An 18,341-nucleotide genomic window follows, 5' to 3' on the forward strand; every position below is an offset into this window, starting at 1 on the left:
ACATTGTGAAAGGAAATGATTATGCGAATAATTACTTTATGTGGCTCTACCAAATTTAAACATCAATTCGAGCAAACAAATGCATTTCTCACACTTCAAGGAAATATTGTGATCAGCCTCGCCTTTTTTGAGCAGAGTGAGGGGTTTGAAATAACCGAGGAACAAGCTGAACTGCTTGGAAGGCTTCATTTTAGAAAAATTGACCTGTCTGATGAAATATTCGTAATTGATGTGAATGGTTACATTGGAGGCAGCACAAAAAGAGAAATCGAATATGCTAAAGAAAAAGGGAAGGTGATTCGTTATTACTCTAATTGTGAAATCCCTTCAAATGTATTCAACTAGTTAGGACAATAAAACCACCTCTTTTGCAGGTGGTTTTATGCTGATCAGATTATACAATCGAATACTATAGCAATATTGTGGAGTAAGCTTCTTTTCTAAAAAACACTTTTACATCAAAATTTTTGACAGATGCTCAATAGCCATTGAAGGTATCCGCTTTTCTTCTGGAATATTCTCGTATAAAAGCTGCTCCTTACCTGCTTCATGCATGCACTTGCTTAGGGCTGCAATTCGACCCTTATTAAAATCAATAAAACGGAAATCGACCTGACGCAGACTGTCCATTTCTGTAATGCGGCTTAGGGCTTCCGCTTTTATTCCGTTATTTATTTCTCTAAGCTCCAAAACCTCCAAACGGTCTGCTGTCCACAGGTTCTCAATCTCTCGCAATGATTTCATGAAATGCAGTTCAAGCTGCCGAAGCTGCTTCATATTTGAGAAATCGCATAGCCGCTCGACTTTGGGCAGCGTTAGATGAAGATAGGCCAGATTATGCAATGTCCCCAGCGCATCAATATTTGTCAGATTATGAACGGCGGACAGCTTCAGCATTCTAATATTTGAATGAGCCAGCACATCCAACGAACCATTCAAAGTACAGCTGTCTATTGACAAGTACTTAATAAGAGGCAATTCTGAAACAAAATCCAGTTGGTCAATCGCACAGTTCAGAATAAGTGTATTCAGCATCATGCAATCGGCAATCGGCGCGAGATCAACAAACTTCCCGCTGAGCCAAAGGTATTCTAGCTGTTTATAATTTCTGATGAAATCAAGATTTTGTGACTTTTTTGATCTAATGATAAGAAATTTCATCTGCCTGAGCCCAGACAGCATACTCAAATCTTGTTGTTGCTTGAGACTCAGGTCTAAAGCGGCAACATGCTTCAATCCTGCGAGTATCTCCAGAAATTTTTCTGTATAACGGCCTTTTTCCTCAGGATTGTATACACTCAAAATCAAGTCAGGTCGTTTGGAAAACACCTGTTTATCTAGAAGAAGCAGGTCATCTGTTAAGTCCGATCCAACCACAAAGCTGATGGTTGCTCGATTCCGCAGCTGTTTTACAGCACTGTTCATTTTGGATGCGGTCCAGGGAACACCGCTCATCGAAGCAGCCCACGGTTCACTCATTCATAATCACCCTCCATTCTTTCGGCTCGGCCTAATATTTCTATCCTATCAACTATTCTTCATTTCTTAAAGAGAAATATTAAATGGAGGGCGGCCACTGCAACCGTCCATCTTTGCAATTAATAAATCCTTCAGAGGTATGGGAGCAATGGAAACCTTGTGTTATCTTCCTACGTATATTATTTACCAGCAAAGCTGAACTTTGCCATGGGAGTGGTATCTTGACATTTGTATTTTGGGCAACTAAGCTTAATTGGAAAATAATTATAACAGGTGTAGGGATGTTGATTGTTCCTTTCATAGATATGGAGATTAGGTGGGTGGCCAGTGGAATTTATTAAATTAACTTGTCCAAATTGTAATGGGAAAATTGAAAAAAAAGAAGGGATAACATTCAAATGTCCTTATTGTGAAACGGAATTATTATTGAAGGAGAATAAGGTCTATTTCGTTGAGCAAACGATAAATAATTACTATGGAACATCTCCCGCCTCTGTAAAACGCCAGAATGCGAATACGAATGCAAAGCGCATTTTAATCGTACCGATCGTACTCATTGGCGCATTCTTTCTATATTTTTTCTTGAACAGCAATCAAACGGAATACAGAAGCGAAACAAAAATTCCTATTCGAACTATGCCCGAAAGTGAAGTTGTTTTGTCCTTCTTAAAAGATATATTTAATAAAGGCGAAGCGATGCCGACAGAAGAGGAAATCGCAACAATCCGATATTTGTCTATCGGCTATAAGGAATATCAGTGGCACTTTGCTTACAGTTTGGACGATCCATTTACGAATAAGCAAGCTGAAATTACAGATTATGTGATTACTGACAAGCTACTTAATACAAAAAGAATTGAACAAAAAGACTTTGAGGCATTTAGCGGGCTATCCGTGTTACATCTGAATAATGTATACGAAATTTCGCAAAGTGAGAAAGTAAGCTTTAAGAATATAGAAGGGTTAAAAAGTTATACAGGCAGCTTTAACGAATCGTTTAGGGAAATCGCTCATTATTTTGATGATAAAGCTAAAGTAACAGAACTTTCCACACAAATTCGAAATAACAATGAATTGGTTTTATTATTAGAGTTTCCGAATTTGCAGTCGCTTGACATTTCATATGCCGATGAGTCCGTTACCGACTTTCATATCCTGAATCAGCTGTCATCATTAAAAGCATTATCTTTAACAAGGATTAATGATTTGAAGTGGATATCTGGATTATCTGGTTTGAAATCATTAACACTAAGTTATAGTGAAGCGACAGATTTCAGTGTGTTTTATTCCCTGAGTCAGCTGGAAGAGTTGAAGTTTACATTCGCTAAAAATTTAAAAACACTGGATTTTATACAAAATATGCCTAACTTGCAATCGCTCGATCTTGAGTCAGTAGATATTACGAATATAGAACGCCTTAGAGATAAGGCGTCGTTGACGAAACTGCGTTTATCTTCTCTTTATAAATTGGAGTCTATTGACGTTGTAAATAGTTTAACTTCGCTGACCGAATTGGAGATAAAAGGATATAGTGGCACTGTATCACCGATCGTAGCGCCGAATTTAAAGAAGGCTGAATTAAAAGGTTCTTTTATACCCATGTTAAAGGCGCCTGCTTTAAAATCTTTAACTGTTGACGACACAGATTTGGATGGAGCAGATTTAGTGAAACACCCGCAGTTAGAACAAGTTTCAGTGATGGATTCTGGAAGCTTTACAAATATTAGTTCTTTGAATCGTCTGCCAAAGCTGCAAACATTAAATGCAAATGATACGTATTTTTTTGATGAAACGAGTGAATTATTTAATTTGCAGCATCTAAAAACATTAAATTGTTACGATTGCAATTTCCAAATAAATAGCGAGAGTCCATTTGCGAATAACACGCTGGAGCATTTAACTTTGACGAAACCATCGTTTCGAATAGGTAATGGTGACTGGCTGCATGATTTGGATAAGTTGACGCCTTACTTTGCAGATTTTACAGCTTTACGATCATTTACAATGCAAGACGGCTCCATTCAATCATTAGCATTCATGAAAAATTGGCAGCAGGTTGAAGAGCTTCATTTAGAAAATAACGCTATTTCGAATGTTGAGCCTTTAGTGAATTTGCCAAACTTAAAAAAGCTATATATTTTAGGAAATCAAGTGCAGAACAAGTCTGTACTTGATAAAGGAATCTTGATTTATTAATGTAATGAAACAATCATAGCCGCTGAAAAAAAAGCGTCAAATAATCCGCTACAGGAGGGGACTATTTGACGCTTATTTTCGTTCAAATATAAGTTTTTGTATCCCTAAACCAGCTCTTATATTTCATCGCTAAAATTCGCCTGTCCATAGGACGGCGGAGCCGCAGCTGCTGCCTATGATTCATTTTTCGGAATATTATTTAAACTTGGCACAAAATCGGCAGCTTTATTGCTAGTCAATGTTTGAGCTTCTTCAGTGAAATGAGCATTGTTTTGTTGATTGTTCTTTTTATCTGCACGATTATCCGCGCGGTCCATTTTAGGATCGGCACTATTTTTTGGCATGACATTCACCTCCATTATCTAACACATAGTATGAGAAGGCGGATTTCTTTTTATTCTGGTATCCTTGACGCATAATTCTTACTTGACTAAATAAATTAACTCGTGTTAATATTTTTACTGAAGTAGTAAGAGGTGGGTGGAATAATCGGTGATGTTTTCAAATATTTCTTTGCGAGAATTAAAAAAAGCCAGAACGAAAGTTACATTATACGAAGCTTGTTTATCCTTAATGGAAGATAAGATGTTTCGAGAAGTAATGCTTGATGATATTTGCAGAAAGGCAGAAGTATCACGGGTTACTTTTTTTAATTTTTTTCAAAGAAAAGAGGATTTGCTTATTTATTTTATGCGTGTCTGGTTAACAGAACGTGTAATCGAGATTGAAGCGGAGCAGAAACGAGGCTTCGCGGTTATTAGGCATCTATTGAACAAAGTGGCGCAGCAGACTAGGGAAAAACCTGGTTTAATGCCTAGCTTGATATCATTTTTAGTCGAGATGAAAATGCATCCTTGCATGCCGGAACTAAGTGAAGCCGAAATCGGGTTATTATTTCCTGGTCATGAGGAGCTTGGAGCTGAAACACCTGATATGTATAAAATATTTTATCGTAGTATGTCTGAGGCGATTGTTGATGGTGAACTCAAGAATGAGTTTACGGCTGAAACTGCTGTAAAGGTATTGTTTACTGTGTTCTACGGGGCATTTTTGACCGCTCAGCTGTATGACTCCTCGGATATTGCAGATTTTTATGAAACCCATCTTCAATTGCTTATTAATGATTAAGGAGTACTCAAATTATGAGCAAAGTTATATCCGGTCGATATACAGCGCAAATGGAAGGCCCCTTTGTTGTTTTTATCATCGGTATGCGAGTGAATAAAATATGGGCTGTACATAAGTGGCTGCCGGTTTTCAAATCGATGAATCCTATGCTTCAAGAATTGTACCGTAATCCTGATTTAGGTTTTCTAAGCGCCAGTTTTCACTTATCGTGGAGAGGAATCTCTATTATACAGTATTGGAAGTCCTTTGAGCAGTTGGAACAGTATGCAAGGGAAGGGGCTGCCCATCTGAAGGCATGGCGTAATTTTAATCAAAAGATAGGTACTAGCGGCGTCGTTGGGATTTACCATGAGACATATCTCGTTCCTGAAGGACAGTACGAATGTCTGTATAACAACATGCCCGTTTTTGGGCTTGCAAAAGCAGGCAGTCATGTTCCAGCTACTGGAAAACGTGAAACAGCAAGCAGAAGGCTTGGCCGGGATGGAGAGCCAGCTGTCCCAACGCCAGCTAATCCATGAGATAGACAGCAATTAAACGAATAAAAATCATTATATAACAAGTGGTATGACATTTTATGTCATACCACTTGTTATATAATGATGGCATCAATAGAGAAATGGGGTTGGAATAAATGCCAAAAACAAAAAGAGGCCGTGTGCTTTGGAAGCTTCCGTCTCGCGGGAGAGGCACCTGCCCGTTATGTGGAAGTACAAGAATTAAACTTTTGTATACACAGACAAACTCAAATGGGAAATCTGTTCAAGTATGCAAGCGATGTGCAAACGCTCCACAGGAAAAAGTGGACGCTATAATCTTCTAACTTTTGTTGCAGGCTAAAGCATTCAATGCTGTAATGGAAAGAGAGGAAGGTTGGAAGGGGCTGTTAGGGTATGAGCAATATGCATCGTATAGGATGGTTTGATCAGCAAGTGCGTGCGGGAAAATACCCGAACAGCAGTCTTCTTGCCGAGCAATTCGAAATTTCTAAACGACAGGCTGCACGTGATATTGAATATATGGAGGTGTCCCTCCGTGCACCTTTGAAATATGTAGCTAAACATAGAGGCTATTGCTACCAAGATGAAACCTTTGTTTTACCTTATGTGTATATGACGGATGAGGAGAAAGGGATATTGAAATATCTCGCGCTTCGTTATCGGCATTACAATTATGATCATTCGGAATCTGTTCGTCGTGTTGCCGATTTGCTTGGGCGATTCGAAGGCGAGGAGGAGTGGAACGAAAATCAGCTTCAGCTGCCGGTATTTCATGTGAATTCACAAGTGATGCAATACATAGAGCTGCTGTCGCATGCGATATCAGAGAAGCTGTCGGTTCATATTTTATATAAAGATCATGAAGGCGAGCGTTATTTTCATGTAAGCCCGGTAAGGTTCGCCGCCCGTTACCATGCTGATTATATTCTTGTATATGATGAAGCAGATGATAGGTCACTCAGCTTGAGGTTGGACGGTATTCAACAACTTTCCGTCGCTGGTGTTTCTTCAAAGCGCGATCAACCGGTTCCGGCGGTGTATGGCGAAGGACAGAAACCTGTGCGCACGCCATATGCTGCCAAGGTGAAATTGGCAGCACCGCTTGACGGGGACAGCTGGAATGGCTACCGTGTACTGTCTAAGGAGCAGCTAGTGTATTCCATTTCCTTTTTCGATACAGACAGCTTTTTGCAGCATTTGATCGTTAACGAGTGGGAGGAGCTTATTTCTCCGAAATGGCTAAAGCAGAAGCTTCAAAGCAGATGTGAACAGGCGTTGAACCGGTTGAAGCGTACAGAGTAGAAGGCGAAGGAGGGGAAAGGAATGCCGAGTATGCTATTGGAACGTTTGACGATGAAGCGGGAATCTAAATCCTATATTGACAGTCTCCATGCGATATTGACGGATGCTCATTTATTTGACGGCCCAAAATACAGGCTTTCCGGTCTTACCGGGATGGCGTTCAAATTTACAGTCCACGAGAGGCTGCTGCCGTTATCGGTAACAGCTTATGGCCAGTGGACTGCAGAGCATAAGCCAGCGATCGATAATTTAGGCTTATTCACGGTAATGGATGCCGGACGTACGAGACATCCTACATTCCGCCATTACCAACAGGATGCGGTGAACTGGGTGAAAGGCAGTCTGGAGCAAGGGATCGGTGTGATTTACTGGCTGCCGGAGTTTGGTGTTATTAGCGGCTATGATGATGAGGATCGCGTGTTTTTCGTACAGGATGGACGATCGACGGAACCGCAGATTGTACTTTATGACAATTTTGGCATTAACTTTACCGAGTTCTGGTATTGTCAGATACTCGGGGATAAGAAGGTAGATATTCCATACGAGGCGATGCTTCTGGAATCGCTTCGCCTTGCTATTTCTGACTGGGATACGCCTTACAAAACATTGCCGAACAAGGATATAGCTTCTGGCAAGCTGGCCTATGATTTTCTTATAAGCGCTCTCAACAAAGGTGATTATGACGAAGGGGGCGCGGTTTATATTCTGGACTCCTACTTCCATTCTCGTAAAGAAATTAATGCTTATTTGCATGAAGCCTGCGGTATTTGGCCAAAGTTGGACGATGCTTCTGCTTGTTACGATCAATTGGCGGAGGCTATCCCGGATATGAAGAGCTGCATAGCTACGACGAAAGAGGGGCGGAAAATTAATCGGGCCCAATGTAGCAACTTGATCAAAAGGCTGGCAGAGGCTCAATTGTTGGAGGATCAGGTAGTTGGGTTATTTCGTGAAGTTTCGCGCACTTATCCTGATCTGAAGCGGTCCATCGTCCCGCGTTGGGGAACACATACGCCAAAGTAATTAAATTGGCACAAAGAGGTGAACATATGGCGGTCATTATAGCCGATTTGAAAATGTCGATAGAGTCGGAATCTTATATTGACGCAATGCACGCTATTGTAGCTTACAAGGGATGGTTTTCATTCTCCAAGCCGGTGCTGGCAGGAATGACGGCGTCAGCATTTCGGTTTACGGTCAACCGGCGGCTAACAGCAGAGTCGCATACAGCCTATAATTGGATAGCAGAAAATTTCCTTGCTGCGGATTTCATTGGAGTGGCCGCTTCTTCAGCTGCAGGCTTTAGCTTCGATGCAACCTTTCCGCTTTATAAGCAAAATGCTATTGCACAGATTAAAGAAGCGATAGCTGACGGTACAGGAGCGATTATATGGAACGATAAATTTGTGCTTGCCGTTGGTTACGATGATGCGCAAGAAATATTGTTCCTATCGAATGGCCGCACGGAGGAACTGGAGCTCCTGCCCTACGAGTCATTTGGCAGCAATGCTTCGCCTTATTGGTATTATCAAGTATTCGAGTCTCAAATACCGCTTGATCATCTGGAAATTTGCCGAGAATCGCTTATGCAAGCGATTAATAAATGGGAAACTCATGATCCAATGCTGCCCGAGAAAGATTATGCCTGCGGCAGAGCGGCTTATGATGCCTTAGTCATGGCGATAAAGAGCGGTGATTTCGACCACCGGGGATTGACTGTCGTTATACGCAGCTATGCTGCCGCCAAACGAGATATCAGACTATACTTTGTCGAGCTGAAGACGTATTGGCCTAAGCTGCAATTAGCAGAGGAGCAGTATGTGTTAGTCGAGGCGGTATTTCGTGAGGCGGAACAGCTGGCGGGTTCGATTTGCAGGCGCAACGGGCTGGATTTTGAAGCTGGCAAACAGCTTATTGATATACTTGCTAAAGCTCAGCAAGCAGAAAATAGAGCGATTGAAATCATCAAAGCATTTATGCGCGAAACGATAGATATTCGGAGAAATGATATCGCTTTAAGATAAGGATATTTCAAACATCATCACTCCTTCAGGTGGTCGGCTCCGGAGGGGGAAGCCACTACAGCAAACCGCATAAAGCTCAAAATCTAAAAGTTTGTTATTTGGCAGCTTCAGGTCATTATGGCCTGCAGCTGTTTTATTTTTGATGTCCATAGCGAGTTGGTTTATAATCAAAATACTTCAATATTTAGTTGGACGAGCTATATAACAAGGAGGCGTATAAGTATGGCGGCTTCGCAAAAAAATGTAAGAACCTGCAGCAAAGGGCACGAGTACTATAAAAGCAGCGATTGTCCCACATGCCCAGTCTGCGAGCAAGAACGCAAGCCTGAAAACGGATTTTTAGCTCTTCTTTCAGCACCTGCAAGACGTGCATTGGAGCATAATGGCATCACGACGCTGCAGCAGCTTGCAACCTATAGCGAAAAAGAGATTATGAAGTATCATGGGATGGGGCCGGCCTCGCTGCCAAAGCTCAGAGCTGCTTTGGAGGAAAATGGGCTGTCTTTCAGAAAATAAATAAACGACAATTTGTGGCATGAACACTAACATTTCAAATGTAAAAGAAGGTCGCCATCCGGCTTGATAAGCAGGCAAGGAAGGCGATCTTTTTGTTCAAGTATAGGAAAGTATAAGTTTTCACCTTATACCTGTTCCTATACTTCATCGGTAAACGCGCCTCCTTCGTTCAAGCGAAGGACGGCGGAGCCGTTTATCCTTGGTTGCAAAGCTTAAATAGCTGGAAACCAGACCGATGAGAAACCTGTTTCGACAGTGTAACGATTGCCGGAAGTCTGCCGGTGCTAGTAATGGCTCAGGTAACCGGCGATATACGCAGCTTGCTGTTGCCGTACTTCTTCATTAAAGTGCACATGATCGCAATAGGCGGCTTCCCCGAATACTTGTGTGAACTGGTACAAATCGATGGAAGGGACGGCGCTTGACGACATAATTTCATCCGCAGCGGCATTATAGGACACTACATCTTCATGGAAACGGTGAATCCCCGGACATCTGCTATTATGGATTTCTTCTAAGGCATCGGTCGTTCGAATCCAGATGAAAGAGCGCGCCATCTCTTGGGCAATGCCAGCAATCTGCGATAAGTTGTCACGGTATTTCGCAAGTTCAACTTGTTTATCGCCTGTTGCGGGATCCGTCTTAATATCGTGCAGCCCGCAATTGATTAGCAGTATATCGTACTTGATTCCTTTGCTCTGTTCCTCTCGCAAATATTGCAAAACCATTCCGCTATCGCCGCCATTGGCCCCGACTGGATTGTTCAGATCGATGAGCGCTTGTTCTTCACCCCGCTTGCGATCATAGTGAAAGCGGCCTGCGATCATTTGCTTCAAATACGGTCCATATTGGATCGATATGCTGTCTCCTATTACAAAAAGACTTCTAATAATTAATCCCTCTTTTCCAGTTTATTCAAGTTTTTGGTTGGATACTCGAACGATAATATTGAATTCTAAATGAAACAGGAGGCCTTGTCTAACTACAATTATGAGACTGTCGATTAACTGTGGATAAAAGCAACAAGCAATAGAAAGGGGGCCACTGCGATCAAAATGGGATTCCGACCGCTGTTGTAGTCCAATTTATACGAATAAATATCCCCATAAAGGATAAAATTGGCCTACAAAGGCGGACGCTGCCGCTTCTCCATTCCCATTCTTGCTCTCCGTTCCCCCTTTCTTATTGCTTATCAATAGTTGCCCACAATTAATCGACAGTCTCATTGTAGTTGTTGGTCTGTCCTGCTGGGTAGACGATAATAACAAAATTAATATTTCTTCAGGAAATTGGTTGAAAAAAATAGTAGATTTCCGCAAAGGACTATAGATCAAATCCTTTGCGGAATTGTAACGGTGTATATCCATTTTTTTGTTTAAAAACTTTGCTGAAATGCCCCACATCATAAAATCCTGCCAAATTTGAAACTTCTGTAATGCTAGTATTTAAATCCAATAATAAGCGTTTTGCACGGTGGAGCCGGACATCAGTAACCATTTGCATCGGAGTCATTCCGAACAGCTTCTTAAACTCTCGTGTGAAATGATACGGGCTCATGTTAGACTGACTACTAATTTCCTCCAAACTCATTTTATTTGCAAAATGTTCCTCAATGTAATCGAGCGCAGGCTTTAATTTTGAATATCGTTCTATGTACCGGCTTGGATTTACATCCGAGCTTATTTCATTAGCGTATATACGTAGAATCGACATGATTAAAGTATAAATTTCAGAAATAATAATTAATTCGTATCCGATAGGCTTTGTCGTATTTTCTTCAATGACGGTATTGAACCCTTCATTTAATTTTGGCCAGAGCTCATGGGCAGGCGTATATTGATTTCTTATCGCTCTATGTCCCAGAAGTGAAGAAATCCATTGCTCAGTCTGTTGGTTTGCCATAGCACGGTACAATAATATTCGGTCAAAGATCATACCATGAATTCTTGATTCTGTATCATGATTCATAACAGAAACGGAATGAATTTGACAACTATTGAAGAAAAAAATATCTCCTTCTTCACCAATGAATGTTTGACTATCGACTTTAACCTGTACGACACCTGTAACGATTTTGATTAATTCTAAATGTTCATGCCAGTGCGGGAGTACGAGGTAATGATCGACCATTGCATTTTTTCCTACATTTGAAATCCTGAACGGAAACCGCTGCTTATAATCAACAATTTGTCTTTGAGTTGTCATTATAAGAAACCTCCTTCATGTAACCGCTTTACCAGATGAATTTTATTATACTTGAATTTTTTAAAAAATGTGAAGATGAGCAAGAATATACAAAATAATAGCAAGAGCTTCCATAGACGACCTTTAATTTTGGTTGCTATGATTGTTAATAAGATAAAAATAGAAAACGATTTCTATACAAGGAGGAGAAGCTGTTGAAACACAAATAGATGTGGACGTTGAGGTACAGTAGTTGCTGAATTAATTGATTGTAAAAACTCAGCTAATGGAAGTGGTATAAATGCTGCTAGGTCTTATATGAATTAGCAATCGGTTACTAAAATAGTATTAGGAGGCTAATATGCAACGAATGACTCGTTTTATCGGAAAGAAGTTTGTATTCTTACTCGTTTTGGCTATTATGCTTTCTCCTTTGGAAATCGCTTTCAAAATGGGAGGTGAAGTGTATGGCGCGGAAGATTCAATTTCGGGCACTTTGACCGATATTAAAGGCCATTGGGCAGAGAATTCACTGTCAGACTGGTCCTCCAAGGGTTATGTTCAAGGTTATGCGGATGGGACATTTAAACCTGATAACACCGTGACACGAGGGGAGTTTATGGCGTTTGTTAATCGATCTTTCGGTTTTAGCAAAAAGGTTTCCATCGACTTTCGAGATGTTAACGCTTCCAATTGGGTTTATAATGAGGTGGCCAAAGCGGTTGCTGCCGGGTATATCAAAGGATATGAAGATGGAACGATCGGAGTAGATCGACCTATCAGCCGTCAGGAGGCAGCTATAATCATCGCCAGGCTGATTCAATTAGATGGTACCGTCTATCGCTCAGCTGTCAATCGATTTGGAGATGCAAGTCTCATTGCTGAATGGAGTAGTGGAGCTGTTGGCGCTGTAGCTAATGCTGGTCTGATGGAAGGTTATAAAGATGGCAATTTCAATCCGAAATCGCCAATTACCCGTGCGGAGGCAGTGGTTACCCTGGATCGCGCTATTGCTGTAAGATTTAAGGCAACCTATGAGCAAGCGGGTGTATACGGGCCATCTGTAGGGATAGAAACCGTTAGCCGGGACGTTGTGGTGAACGCTGCCGGTATTACCTTGCGAAATATGCGAATAACAGGCAACTTGATTCTTGCTGAAGGAATCGGCGAAGGCCAAGTGTTCCTGGAAAATGTGGCGATAGAAGGAACGACAACAGTGACCAGCAGCGGAGCAGAGTTGAGTGTCGACGAGGGATCAACGATTGCGTCACTCCTGTTGGAGGCAGCGGCTAAAATAACAGGAAAAGGTCGAATCAAACAGGCGATCATAAGTGAACAAGCGAGAGCTTCGACGTTCGAGAAGCAGCCGGACCAAGTGAAAGGACCGGGTTCCATATCGCCATCACCGACATCAAATGTGATTGGCGGGGGCAATAGCAGCGTGACTCCTGGTTTGCCAACACCAACGCCAACTCCAAGTACGACGCCACCGTCGATCGTCTCAGAAGGACAGGGCCATGCTGTCATAATCAAGCCTGCAATGAGCGGTCCAGAGATAAACGAGGCTGCAGCGGTAATGGCTGAATATATTGAGCGTGCTACAGGAGCTAAGCTGCCGATATATACAATCGATCAACTGGAAGAATTGGATCTTGATCCATCTACAGTAACCATTCGAATTGGTACAGGTTCCTACGAGGAAGATTTAAATTTGGCAGGTGAAGTCGCAGCCTTGCATTCCGATGGCTTCATCATAGCTCCCGATGGGCACCAGCTCATTATTACAAGCCCGACATTGGTTGGTACACGTAACGGCGTATATGCATTTTTGGAGAAATACGTAGGTGTTACATGGCTATTCCCTGGAGAAGAATGGATTGACATTCCCCAAATGGAAGAACTGCGTATGCCGAGTGAAGCTTGGAAAGACGAACCTACAGCATTTTCATTAAGGCGTACAGTCAATATGGGCAGCGGGAATACTTATGGGACGGTACGTTCAGAATGGTACCGCCAGAACCGGACTATATCTGCTTCCGAGATCGCGCTTGGTCATAATATTTTTACACTTTTCCCAGTCGATAAATACGGAGATACGGAAAAGTATCCTGATTTCTATCCCAAGAATAAGCCGCCTGCACAGGGAGATCCCCATCGTTGGCAGCCATGTTACAGTAATCCGGCCACGATTCCAGTAGCGATAGATGAGATCAAGGAGTACTTTAGAAAAAATCCTAATGCAATATCTTTTTCTCTGGCTGTTAACGATGGAGGAGGGTATTGTGAAGACAATCCTACTCATCCCCAATTTCCGAATAAAATTAATTCGGTCGGCGTACAGCATATGTCCGAGATTTATTACAAGTGGGTAAACGAAGTAGTCGAAGGTGTTTTAGAAGACTACCCGAACAAATGGTTTGGTCTTTATGCTTATCAGCAAGTTATGGATCCGCCTGATTTTCCGTTGAATTCGAGAGTCATTCCCGTCGTTACGAAGGATAGATTAGCTTGGGCAGATCCTGAAGTTGAAGCACAGGGAAAAGCACACTCAGAAGCTTGGAGTGCACAAGCAACACAACTGGGTTGGTATGATTATATGTTAAGTGGATACTATCCGTTGCCGCGTGTTTATCCGAATATGGTAGAAGAATTGTATGAGTATGCAAAAGAGCAGAATGTGCTGGTACATCATTGGGATATGCATCCAGTGCTTGGAGATGGTCCTCAGCCATGGATAATTGCAAAGCTTGGCTGGAGTATGGAGCAGGATGTGAATACTTTGCTTGACCACTGGTATGAATCTGCGGTAGGTACAGATGCAGCTGCAGATTTGCGGGAATATTTCGAAATATGGGAAAATTTCTGGAGAACGGAAGCGTTAGAATCGGATTGGTTTAAAACATCGAAGAATAGTACCTATCTGTCGATGAGACATAACTCGTATCTGGCATTTGCAGAAGATGAAATTCTTCGAAGCCGTCCATTGCTTGAAGCGGTTATCGAGAAAACTCAGACGCCAGAGCAAAAAATAAGAGCGAAGCAGTTGTTGCACCAATTTGAATTTTATGAAGCTTCTGCACTAACTTATCCGCGTCAACTGGAAAAGCCTGAGACGGATGAAGACGTGCTGACGATGTTGGATGAATTGGAACAAACGCTGGAAAACCGGTTGGAAATGGTTAAACGGCGACCGGAGCTCATTCAAGAATACAACCAAAACCCTACGCAAAGATATGCTATTGACCCGATTATATTAGGGGAAGCTTGGTCTGGCTGGAATCCCGATGAATTTTGGCATATAAAGCAATACATGGAGGCTAACGCTCACTTGGTTGAGGAGAGCGCGATCAAACAACGTATTCTTTCTTTTCAACAAAATACTGCAAAGCCAAAACTTCGCGAATATGCCCATTTGTTTGAGCATAGTATTCTCGAACAGTCACTAGCTGCTGAATACTCATTTGAGGAAGAAGGTATACCAACCTGGAATCTATGGGATCCTAATTCAGCTGCTATAATCAATGTTACGAATGAACAGGCTTCGGACGGAACTCGAAGCTTGCGTTTCCAAAATGCAAGGCTGGCAGGTGTGTGGAAATATGTAGATGTGAAACCTGGTCTATTTGCATCATCCGTCAAATTTTTCACACCAGAAGGTACGACTAGTCAAGGGACCGTTCAAATCGTCATTGAACTTCATGCTGGAAGTAATAAATTGGTGTATTATTCCGATGCTATGACGCTGGCTGATCATGCTGGAGAATGGACGGAACTTACCATATTTGATGAATTGCCGACACAAATTAAAGGGGTAGATATTGAACGGCTTCATATCAATACGCAAGTTAGAGATGCTGAAGATGCTACTGTTTATTTGGATGACATAGGAATCTATCAAGTCCAATACGGCGTAGCAGATATGATAGACATCGTTAATCTTTGTATTAATGAAGAGAAGTTGACTAACGAACAGGCCGGGCCATTGCTTGATTTGCTCGAATCAGCTGAGGAAAAATTTCAGCAAGAAGAGATTGAACAATATGTAAGTCTTCTCGTTGAATTCATAACAGAATTGGAGCAGCTCCGATCCGGTGGTGTGTTGAATGAAGATAATTCGCAATATCTGATTGATGAAGCTTATACGCTGATCAGACAACAAATCGATTTTCAGCTCGTAAGTAAGGAGTTCACGGCTACACATGCAGGAACGTATCAAATTCCTGTTACGATCAAAAATAATCATTTTGAGAATTTGGCTTTTGAACTATTTGGTCATACAACCGATGGTATTCAGCTTAATTTTGGCAATCCTGTTCATGTATCTGCGAAGCAATCTTTAAAAGTAGATGGAACGTTGTCCATTCCTGAAGAATTGGTGGAAGGTGACTATTTTGTAAATATCCATTTAAGATTGGGTGGCAAGGATGTGCTAATTTCGAAAATCGAGATTGTGTACAACACAAACTTGTTGAGGAACCCAAGCTTCGAAGATGGCGAGCAGTCGAATCCTTTGAATGCAAATTATTGGAGTCTCAGAACGATGGAGCGATCAAGTGATCGAGTGTACGATGGAGAGTATGCTATCAAAGCAAATCCTGGGGAAACAGCAATAGAAGCACGTTCTAACGATATTGCTATCACTCCGGGACTCAAATATCGTTTGAGCGGATGGGTGTATAGTGATAACAGCAAGGCAAGATTTGGGTTACGGCAAACAAATCAGTCTGGCGCGTCATTGAAGTATGACTACACACCGATGCCAACTTCAAAACAGGAATGGCAGTACTTTGAATTAGAGATCGATCCTCGAGCAGATGCAACGATTCTTCAGGTGTATTTAAGATTAGAGCCGAACGTTGAAGCGCCTGCATGGTTTGATAATCTTAAGCTTGAAATCATTGCATCGCCGCAACAACTTGATCTTCAGCTCTCAAGTGAAGAGATCAAGACTACACATTCAGGTGCTTATGAATTTCCTGTAACAATCAGAAATAATCATTCTGAAGATCTAACTTTGGAGTTATCTGGCACAGCAACCAATGGAATTCAACTCGATTTTGATAATCCGGTTACTGTCCCTGCCAACCAATCCCTAACCGTAGAAGGGACGTTAACTGTTCCTGAGGTATTGGAAGGAGGCGATTACTTCGTGGAAATTAGCCTAAGAGTGGGTGGCGAGGAAACATTGCATAAGAGGCTCAAGGTAACGCATGACACAAACTTGTTGAAGAACCCTGGCTTTGAGGAGGCTAGTCTAGAAAATCCTTTGCATCCAAATTATTGGCTTCCCAGAGGAATGGAGCGATCAAACGAGAAACCACATACTGGAAACTATGCTATGAAAGCGACGCCTATTCCGGAATCAGCAATAGAAGCCCGTTCTGACGATATTGCGATCATTCCTGGAGCCAAATATCTTTTAAGCGGATGGGTTTATAGTGAAAATGGTAAAGCTAGATTTGGATTACGGCAAACGAATCAGACTGGTGCGTCATTGAAGTACGACTACAGTCCGATGCCAACTCCAAAACAGGAATGGCAGTACTTTGAGCTAGAGATAAGTCCTCGAGCAGATGCAACGATTCTTCAAGTGTATTTAAGATTAGAGCCGAGCACTGGAGGACCTGCATGGTTTGATGATATTCAACTCGAAATTATACCTGCAAATTAATAAAATTCAGCAATTCGAAATTTGAAGAATCCCCCTAATAACACAAAAAAACGCGTAGACTGTATATAGCGGCTCTACGCGTTTTTTTGTTGTTCGAATCGTAAAAATAAATATCTTTTAACTATTAACTAGATTTAGTTGAACAGTATCATAGAAACAAAATAGAAAACGATTGCTTTCATACTCTTTCTATTGCTATAATCAAATAAACTTACAAGTGGTATTGCATACACTGAAGTTTCGCAATATTGATTACGAGAGAGGGACATTATGAATAAGCCTACAACAATACATGATATAGCAAAAGCGGCGAACGTCTCATCGGCGACGGTGTCGCGTGTGCTTAGCAATAGCAACTATCCGGTCAGTAAAATAAAGCGCGAGAAAATATTATCTCTTGCGAAGGAGATGAATTATGTTCCCAATCTGCTTGGCCGGCAGTTGAAAGGAAGCAAGAGCACGACGATCGGGGTTATTGTCCCTTCGGTCATGAACCCGTTCTACTCGTCTGTCTTGTTCGGGATTGAAGAAATTGCCCGAAAAAATAATTTTACTGTAATAGCATGTAATTCACTGCATGATCCACTGTTGGAAGATGAGTATATTCGGACGATTATGGAAAAACAAATTAAAGGTCTTGTGATATCCTCTATCTCCAGTGACAAGTCTCAACTCAAGAGCATGATCAAAGCAGGTGTGCATGTGATTGCCATTGACCAGAAGATTGAAGAAGATCAGATCAACCAGATCGAATTCGATTATCATAAAGGCGGTTATTTGGCGACGAAGCATCTTCAATCCAAAGGACATAAACGGATTGGCTACGTGACTTCGAAGATAGATCGGCCCAGTCGCAAAAGCATAATGCTTGGTTATATGGAGGCTATGAAGGCGGAGGGGCTTGAACCATTGTTGGAAGAGTCAAAAGTAACATTTTCCGACAATCCGCTATCAGAATTTGATACAGGGAAGCTCTTGACGAAGAGGCTGCTGGATGGCGCTGCGCCGCCAACGGCGATATTTGCTTGTAATGATATGATGGCATTCGGCGTCATTAATGAATTGTCGGAACGGAATATTCGAGTGCCGCAAGAGATATCGGTAATGGGTTTTGACGGAATCGACTTTGGCCAGATGATGAATCCGCAGCTGACAACAATTAAACAACCGGATTATGAGATGGGAAAGCTGGCTTGTAAAATGTTGCTTGATAAAATGAATGAAGCAGACGTTCCGTCGTTTGATATTATTCTTCAGCCTGAGTTGGTAGAACGAAGTTCTGTTGCAGAGTGCCAGTTGCAGTTAACTTAAGAATATGAGGATGATAGCGATTTAAAAGCT

The 18,341-nt window shown here is 41.7% G+C and carries 14 protein-coding genes; 10 read left to right on the top strand and 4 right to left on the bottom strand.

What is annotated here, in order from left to right; translation table 11 throughout:
* Positions 1-21 precede the first annotated feature (21 nt).
* Positions 22-345: a hypothetical protein gene (locus ACRRU2_RS09440; RefSeq protein WP_432501015.1), complete on the top strand. Its 324-nt coding sequence runs from the start codon at positions 22-24 to the stop codon at positions 343-345.
* 108 nt (positions 346-453) lie between these two features.
* Here the strand turns inward: ACRRU2_RS09440 and ACRRU2_RS09445 are convergent, their stop codons facing one another.
* Positions 454-1,479: a hypothetical protein gene (locus ACRRU2_RS09445; RefSeq protein WP_432501017.1), complete on the bottom strand. Its 1,026-nt coding sequence runs from the start codon at positions 1,477-1,479 to the stop codon at positions 454-456.
* A 327-nt stretch (positions 1,480-1,806) separates the two neighbouring features.
* Between ACRRU2_RS09445 and ACRRU2_RS09450 the strand changes: the two genes are divergently transcribed.
* Complete coding sequence (locus ACRRU2_RS09450) at positions 1,807-3,675, top strand: leucine-rich repeat domain-containing protein (RefSeq protein ID WP_432501020.1); 1,869 nt, start codon at positions 1,807-1,809, stop codon at positions 3,673-3,675.
* A gap of 173 nt (positions 3,676-3,848) precedes the next feature.
* Here ACRRU2_RS09450 and ACRRU2_RS09455 read toward each other — a convergent pair whose 3' ends face one another.
* A complete protein-coding gene (locus tag ACRRU2_RS09455) occupies positions 3,849-4,019 on the bottom strand; it encodes a hypothetical protein (protein WP_331700108.1) in 171 nt (56 codons plus the stop codon).
* Positions 4,020-4,170: 151 nt separating this feature from the next.
* Here ACRRU2_RS09455 and ACRRU2_RS09460 point away from each other — a divergent pair, with 151 nt between their 5' ends.
* The 6 genes from ACRRU2_RS09460 to ACRRU2_RS09485 all read left to right on the top strand — a co-directional run bounded on the left by ACRRU2_RS09460 (position 4,171) and on the right by ACRRU2_RS09485 (position 9,145).
* Positions 4,171-4,803, top strand: coding sequence for a TetR/AcrR family transcriptional regulator (locus tag ACRRU2_RS09460; protein ID WP_331700144.1), 633 nt, complete (start codon positions 4,171-4,173; stop codon positions 4,801-4,803).
* A 14-nt stretch (positions 4,804-4,817) separates the two neighbouring features.
* Positions 4,818-5,324, top strand: coding sequence for a DUF4188 domain-containing protein (locus ACRRU2_RS09465; protein WP_331700109.1), 507 nt, complete (start codon positions 4,818-4,820; stop codon positions 5,322-5,324).
* A 372-nt stretch (positions 5,325-5,696) separates the two neighbouring features.
* Positions 5,697-6,605, top strand: coding sequence for a helix-turn-helix transcriptional regulator (locus ACRRU2_RS09470; protein WP_331700110.1), 909 nt, complete (start codon positions 5,697-5,699; stop codon positions 6,603-6,605).
* 21 nt (positions 6,606-6,626) lie between these two features.
* Positions 6,627-7,628, top strand: a complete 1,002-nt coding sequence (locus tag ACRRU2_RS09475) for a hypothetical protein (protein ID WP_432501023.1) — start codon at positions 6,627-6,629, stop codon at positions 7,626-7,628.
* Between the two features lie 26 nt (positions 7,629-7,654).
* Positions 7,655-8,629 (top strand): hypothetical protein, encoded by a 975-nt coding sequence (locus tag ACRRU2_RS09480; RefSeq protein WP_432501025.1) that lies wholly within the window; start codon positions 7,655-7,657, stop codon positions 8,627-8,629.
* Positions 8,630-8,851: 222 nt separating this feature from the next.
* Positions 8,852-9,145, top strand: a complete 294-nt coding sequence (locus ACRRU2_RS09485; RefSeq protein ID WP_432501028.1) for an RNA polymerase alpha subunit C-terminal domain-containing protein — start codon at positions 8,852-8,854, stop codon at positions 9,143-9,145.
* Between the two features lie 284 nt (positions 9,146-9,429).
* On the opposite strand, the gene ACRRU2_RS09490 is transcribed toward ACRRU2_RS09485, so the two are convergent.
* Together ACRRU2_RS09490 and ACRRU2_RS09495 are read right to left on the bottom strand one after the other, a co-directional pair.
* Positions 9,430-10,038, bottom strand: coding sequence for an SGNH/GDSL hydrolase family protein (locus ACRRU2_RS09490; protein WP_432501200.1), 609 nt, complete (start codon positions 10,036-10,038; stop codon positions 9,430-9,432).
* A gap of 430 nt (positions 10,039-10,468) precedes the next feature.
* Complete coding sequence (locus tag ACRRU2_RS09495; RefSeq protein WP_432501030.1) at positions 10,469-11,350, bottom strand: AraC family transcriptional regulator; 882 nt, start codon at positions 11,348-11,350, stop codon at positions 10,469-10,471.
* 340 nt (positions 11,351-11,690) lie between these two features.
* On the opposite strand from ACRRU2_RS09495, the gene ACRRU2_RS09500 reads away from it, so the two are divergent.
* Together ACRRU2_RS09500 and ACRRU2_RS09505 are read left to right on the top strand one after the other, a co-directional pair.
* The gene (locus ACRRU2_RS09500; protein WP_432501033.1) at positions 11,691-17,000 is read left to right on the top strand and encodes a DUF4838 domain-containing protein; all 5,310 of its coding nucleotides are present in this window, start codon (positions 11,691-11,693) and stop codon (positions 16,998-17,000) included.
* Between the two features lie 270 nt (positions 17,001-17,270).
* Positions 17,271-18,311, top strand: coding sequence for a LacI family DNA-binding transcriptional regulator (locus ACRRU2_RS09505; protein WP_432501035.1), 1,041 nt, complete (start codon positions 17,271-17,273; stop codon positions 18,309-18,311).
* Positions 18,312-18,341 lie beyond the last annotated feature (30 nt).

The sequence above is a fragment of the Paenibacillus sp. GXUN7292 genome (assembly GCF_050864975.1).
Classification (GTDB): domain Bacteria; phylum Bacillota; class Bacilli; order Paenibacillales; family Paenibacillaceae; genus Pristimantibacillus.

Excerpts from the sequence above, each read along its gene's own strand:
- ACRRU2_RS09440 (WP_432501015.1), top strand. The coding sequence starts at position 22 with ATGCGAATAATTACTTTATGTGGCTCTACCAAATTTAAACATCAATTC.
- ACRRU2_RS09445 (WP_432501017.1), bottom strand. The coding sequence starts at position 1,479 with ATGAGTGAACCGTGGGCTGCTTCGATGAGCGGTGTTCCCTGGACCGCA.
- ACRRU2_RS09455 (WP_331700108.1), bottom strand. The coding sequence starts at position 4,019 with ATGCCAAAAAATAGTGCCGATCCTAAAATGGACCGCGCGGATAATCGT.
- ACRRU2_RS09460 (WP_331700144.1), top strand. The coding sequence starts at position 4,171 with ATGTTTTCAAATATTTCTTTGCGAGAATTAAAAAAAGCCAGAACGAAA.
- ACRRU2_RS09465 (WP_331700109.1), top strand. The coding sequence starts at position 4,818 with ATGAGCAAAGTTATATCCGGTCGATATACAGCGCAAATGGAAGGCCCC.
- ACRRU2_RS09470 (WP_331700110.1), top strand. The coding sequence starts at position 5,697 with ATGAGCAATATGCATCGTATAGGATGGTTTGATCAGCAAGTGCGTGCG.
- ACRRU2_RS09475 (WP_432501023.1), top strand. The coding sequence starts at position 6,627 with ATGCCGAGTATGCTATTGGAACGTTTGACGATGAAGCGGGAATCTAAA.
- ACRRU2_RS09480 (WP_432501025.1), top strand. The coding sequence starts at position 7,655 with ATGGCGGTCATTATAGCCGATTTGAAAATGTCGATAGAGTCGGAATCT.
- ACRRU2_RS09485 (WP_432501028.1), top strand. The coding sequence starts at position 8,852 with ATGGCGGCTTCGCAAAAAAATGTAAGAACCTGCAGCAAAGGGCACGAG.
- ACRRU2_RS09495 (WP_432501030.1), bottom strand. The coding sequence starts at position 11,350 with ATGACAACTCAAAGACAAATTGTTGATTATAAGCAGCGGTTTCCGTTC.
- ACRRU2_RS09500 (WP_432501033.1), top strand. The coding sequence starts at position 11,691 with ATGCAACGAATGACTCGTTTTATCGGAAAGAAGTTTGTATTCTTACTC.
- ACRRU2_RS09505 (WP_432501035.1), top strand. The coding sequence starts at position 17,271 with ATGAATAAGCCTACAACAATACATGATATAGCAAAAGCGGCGAACGTC.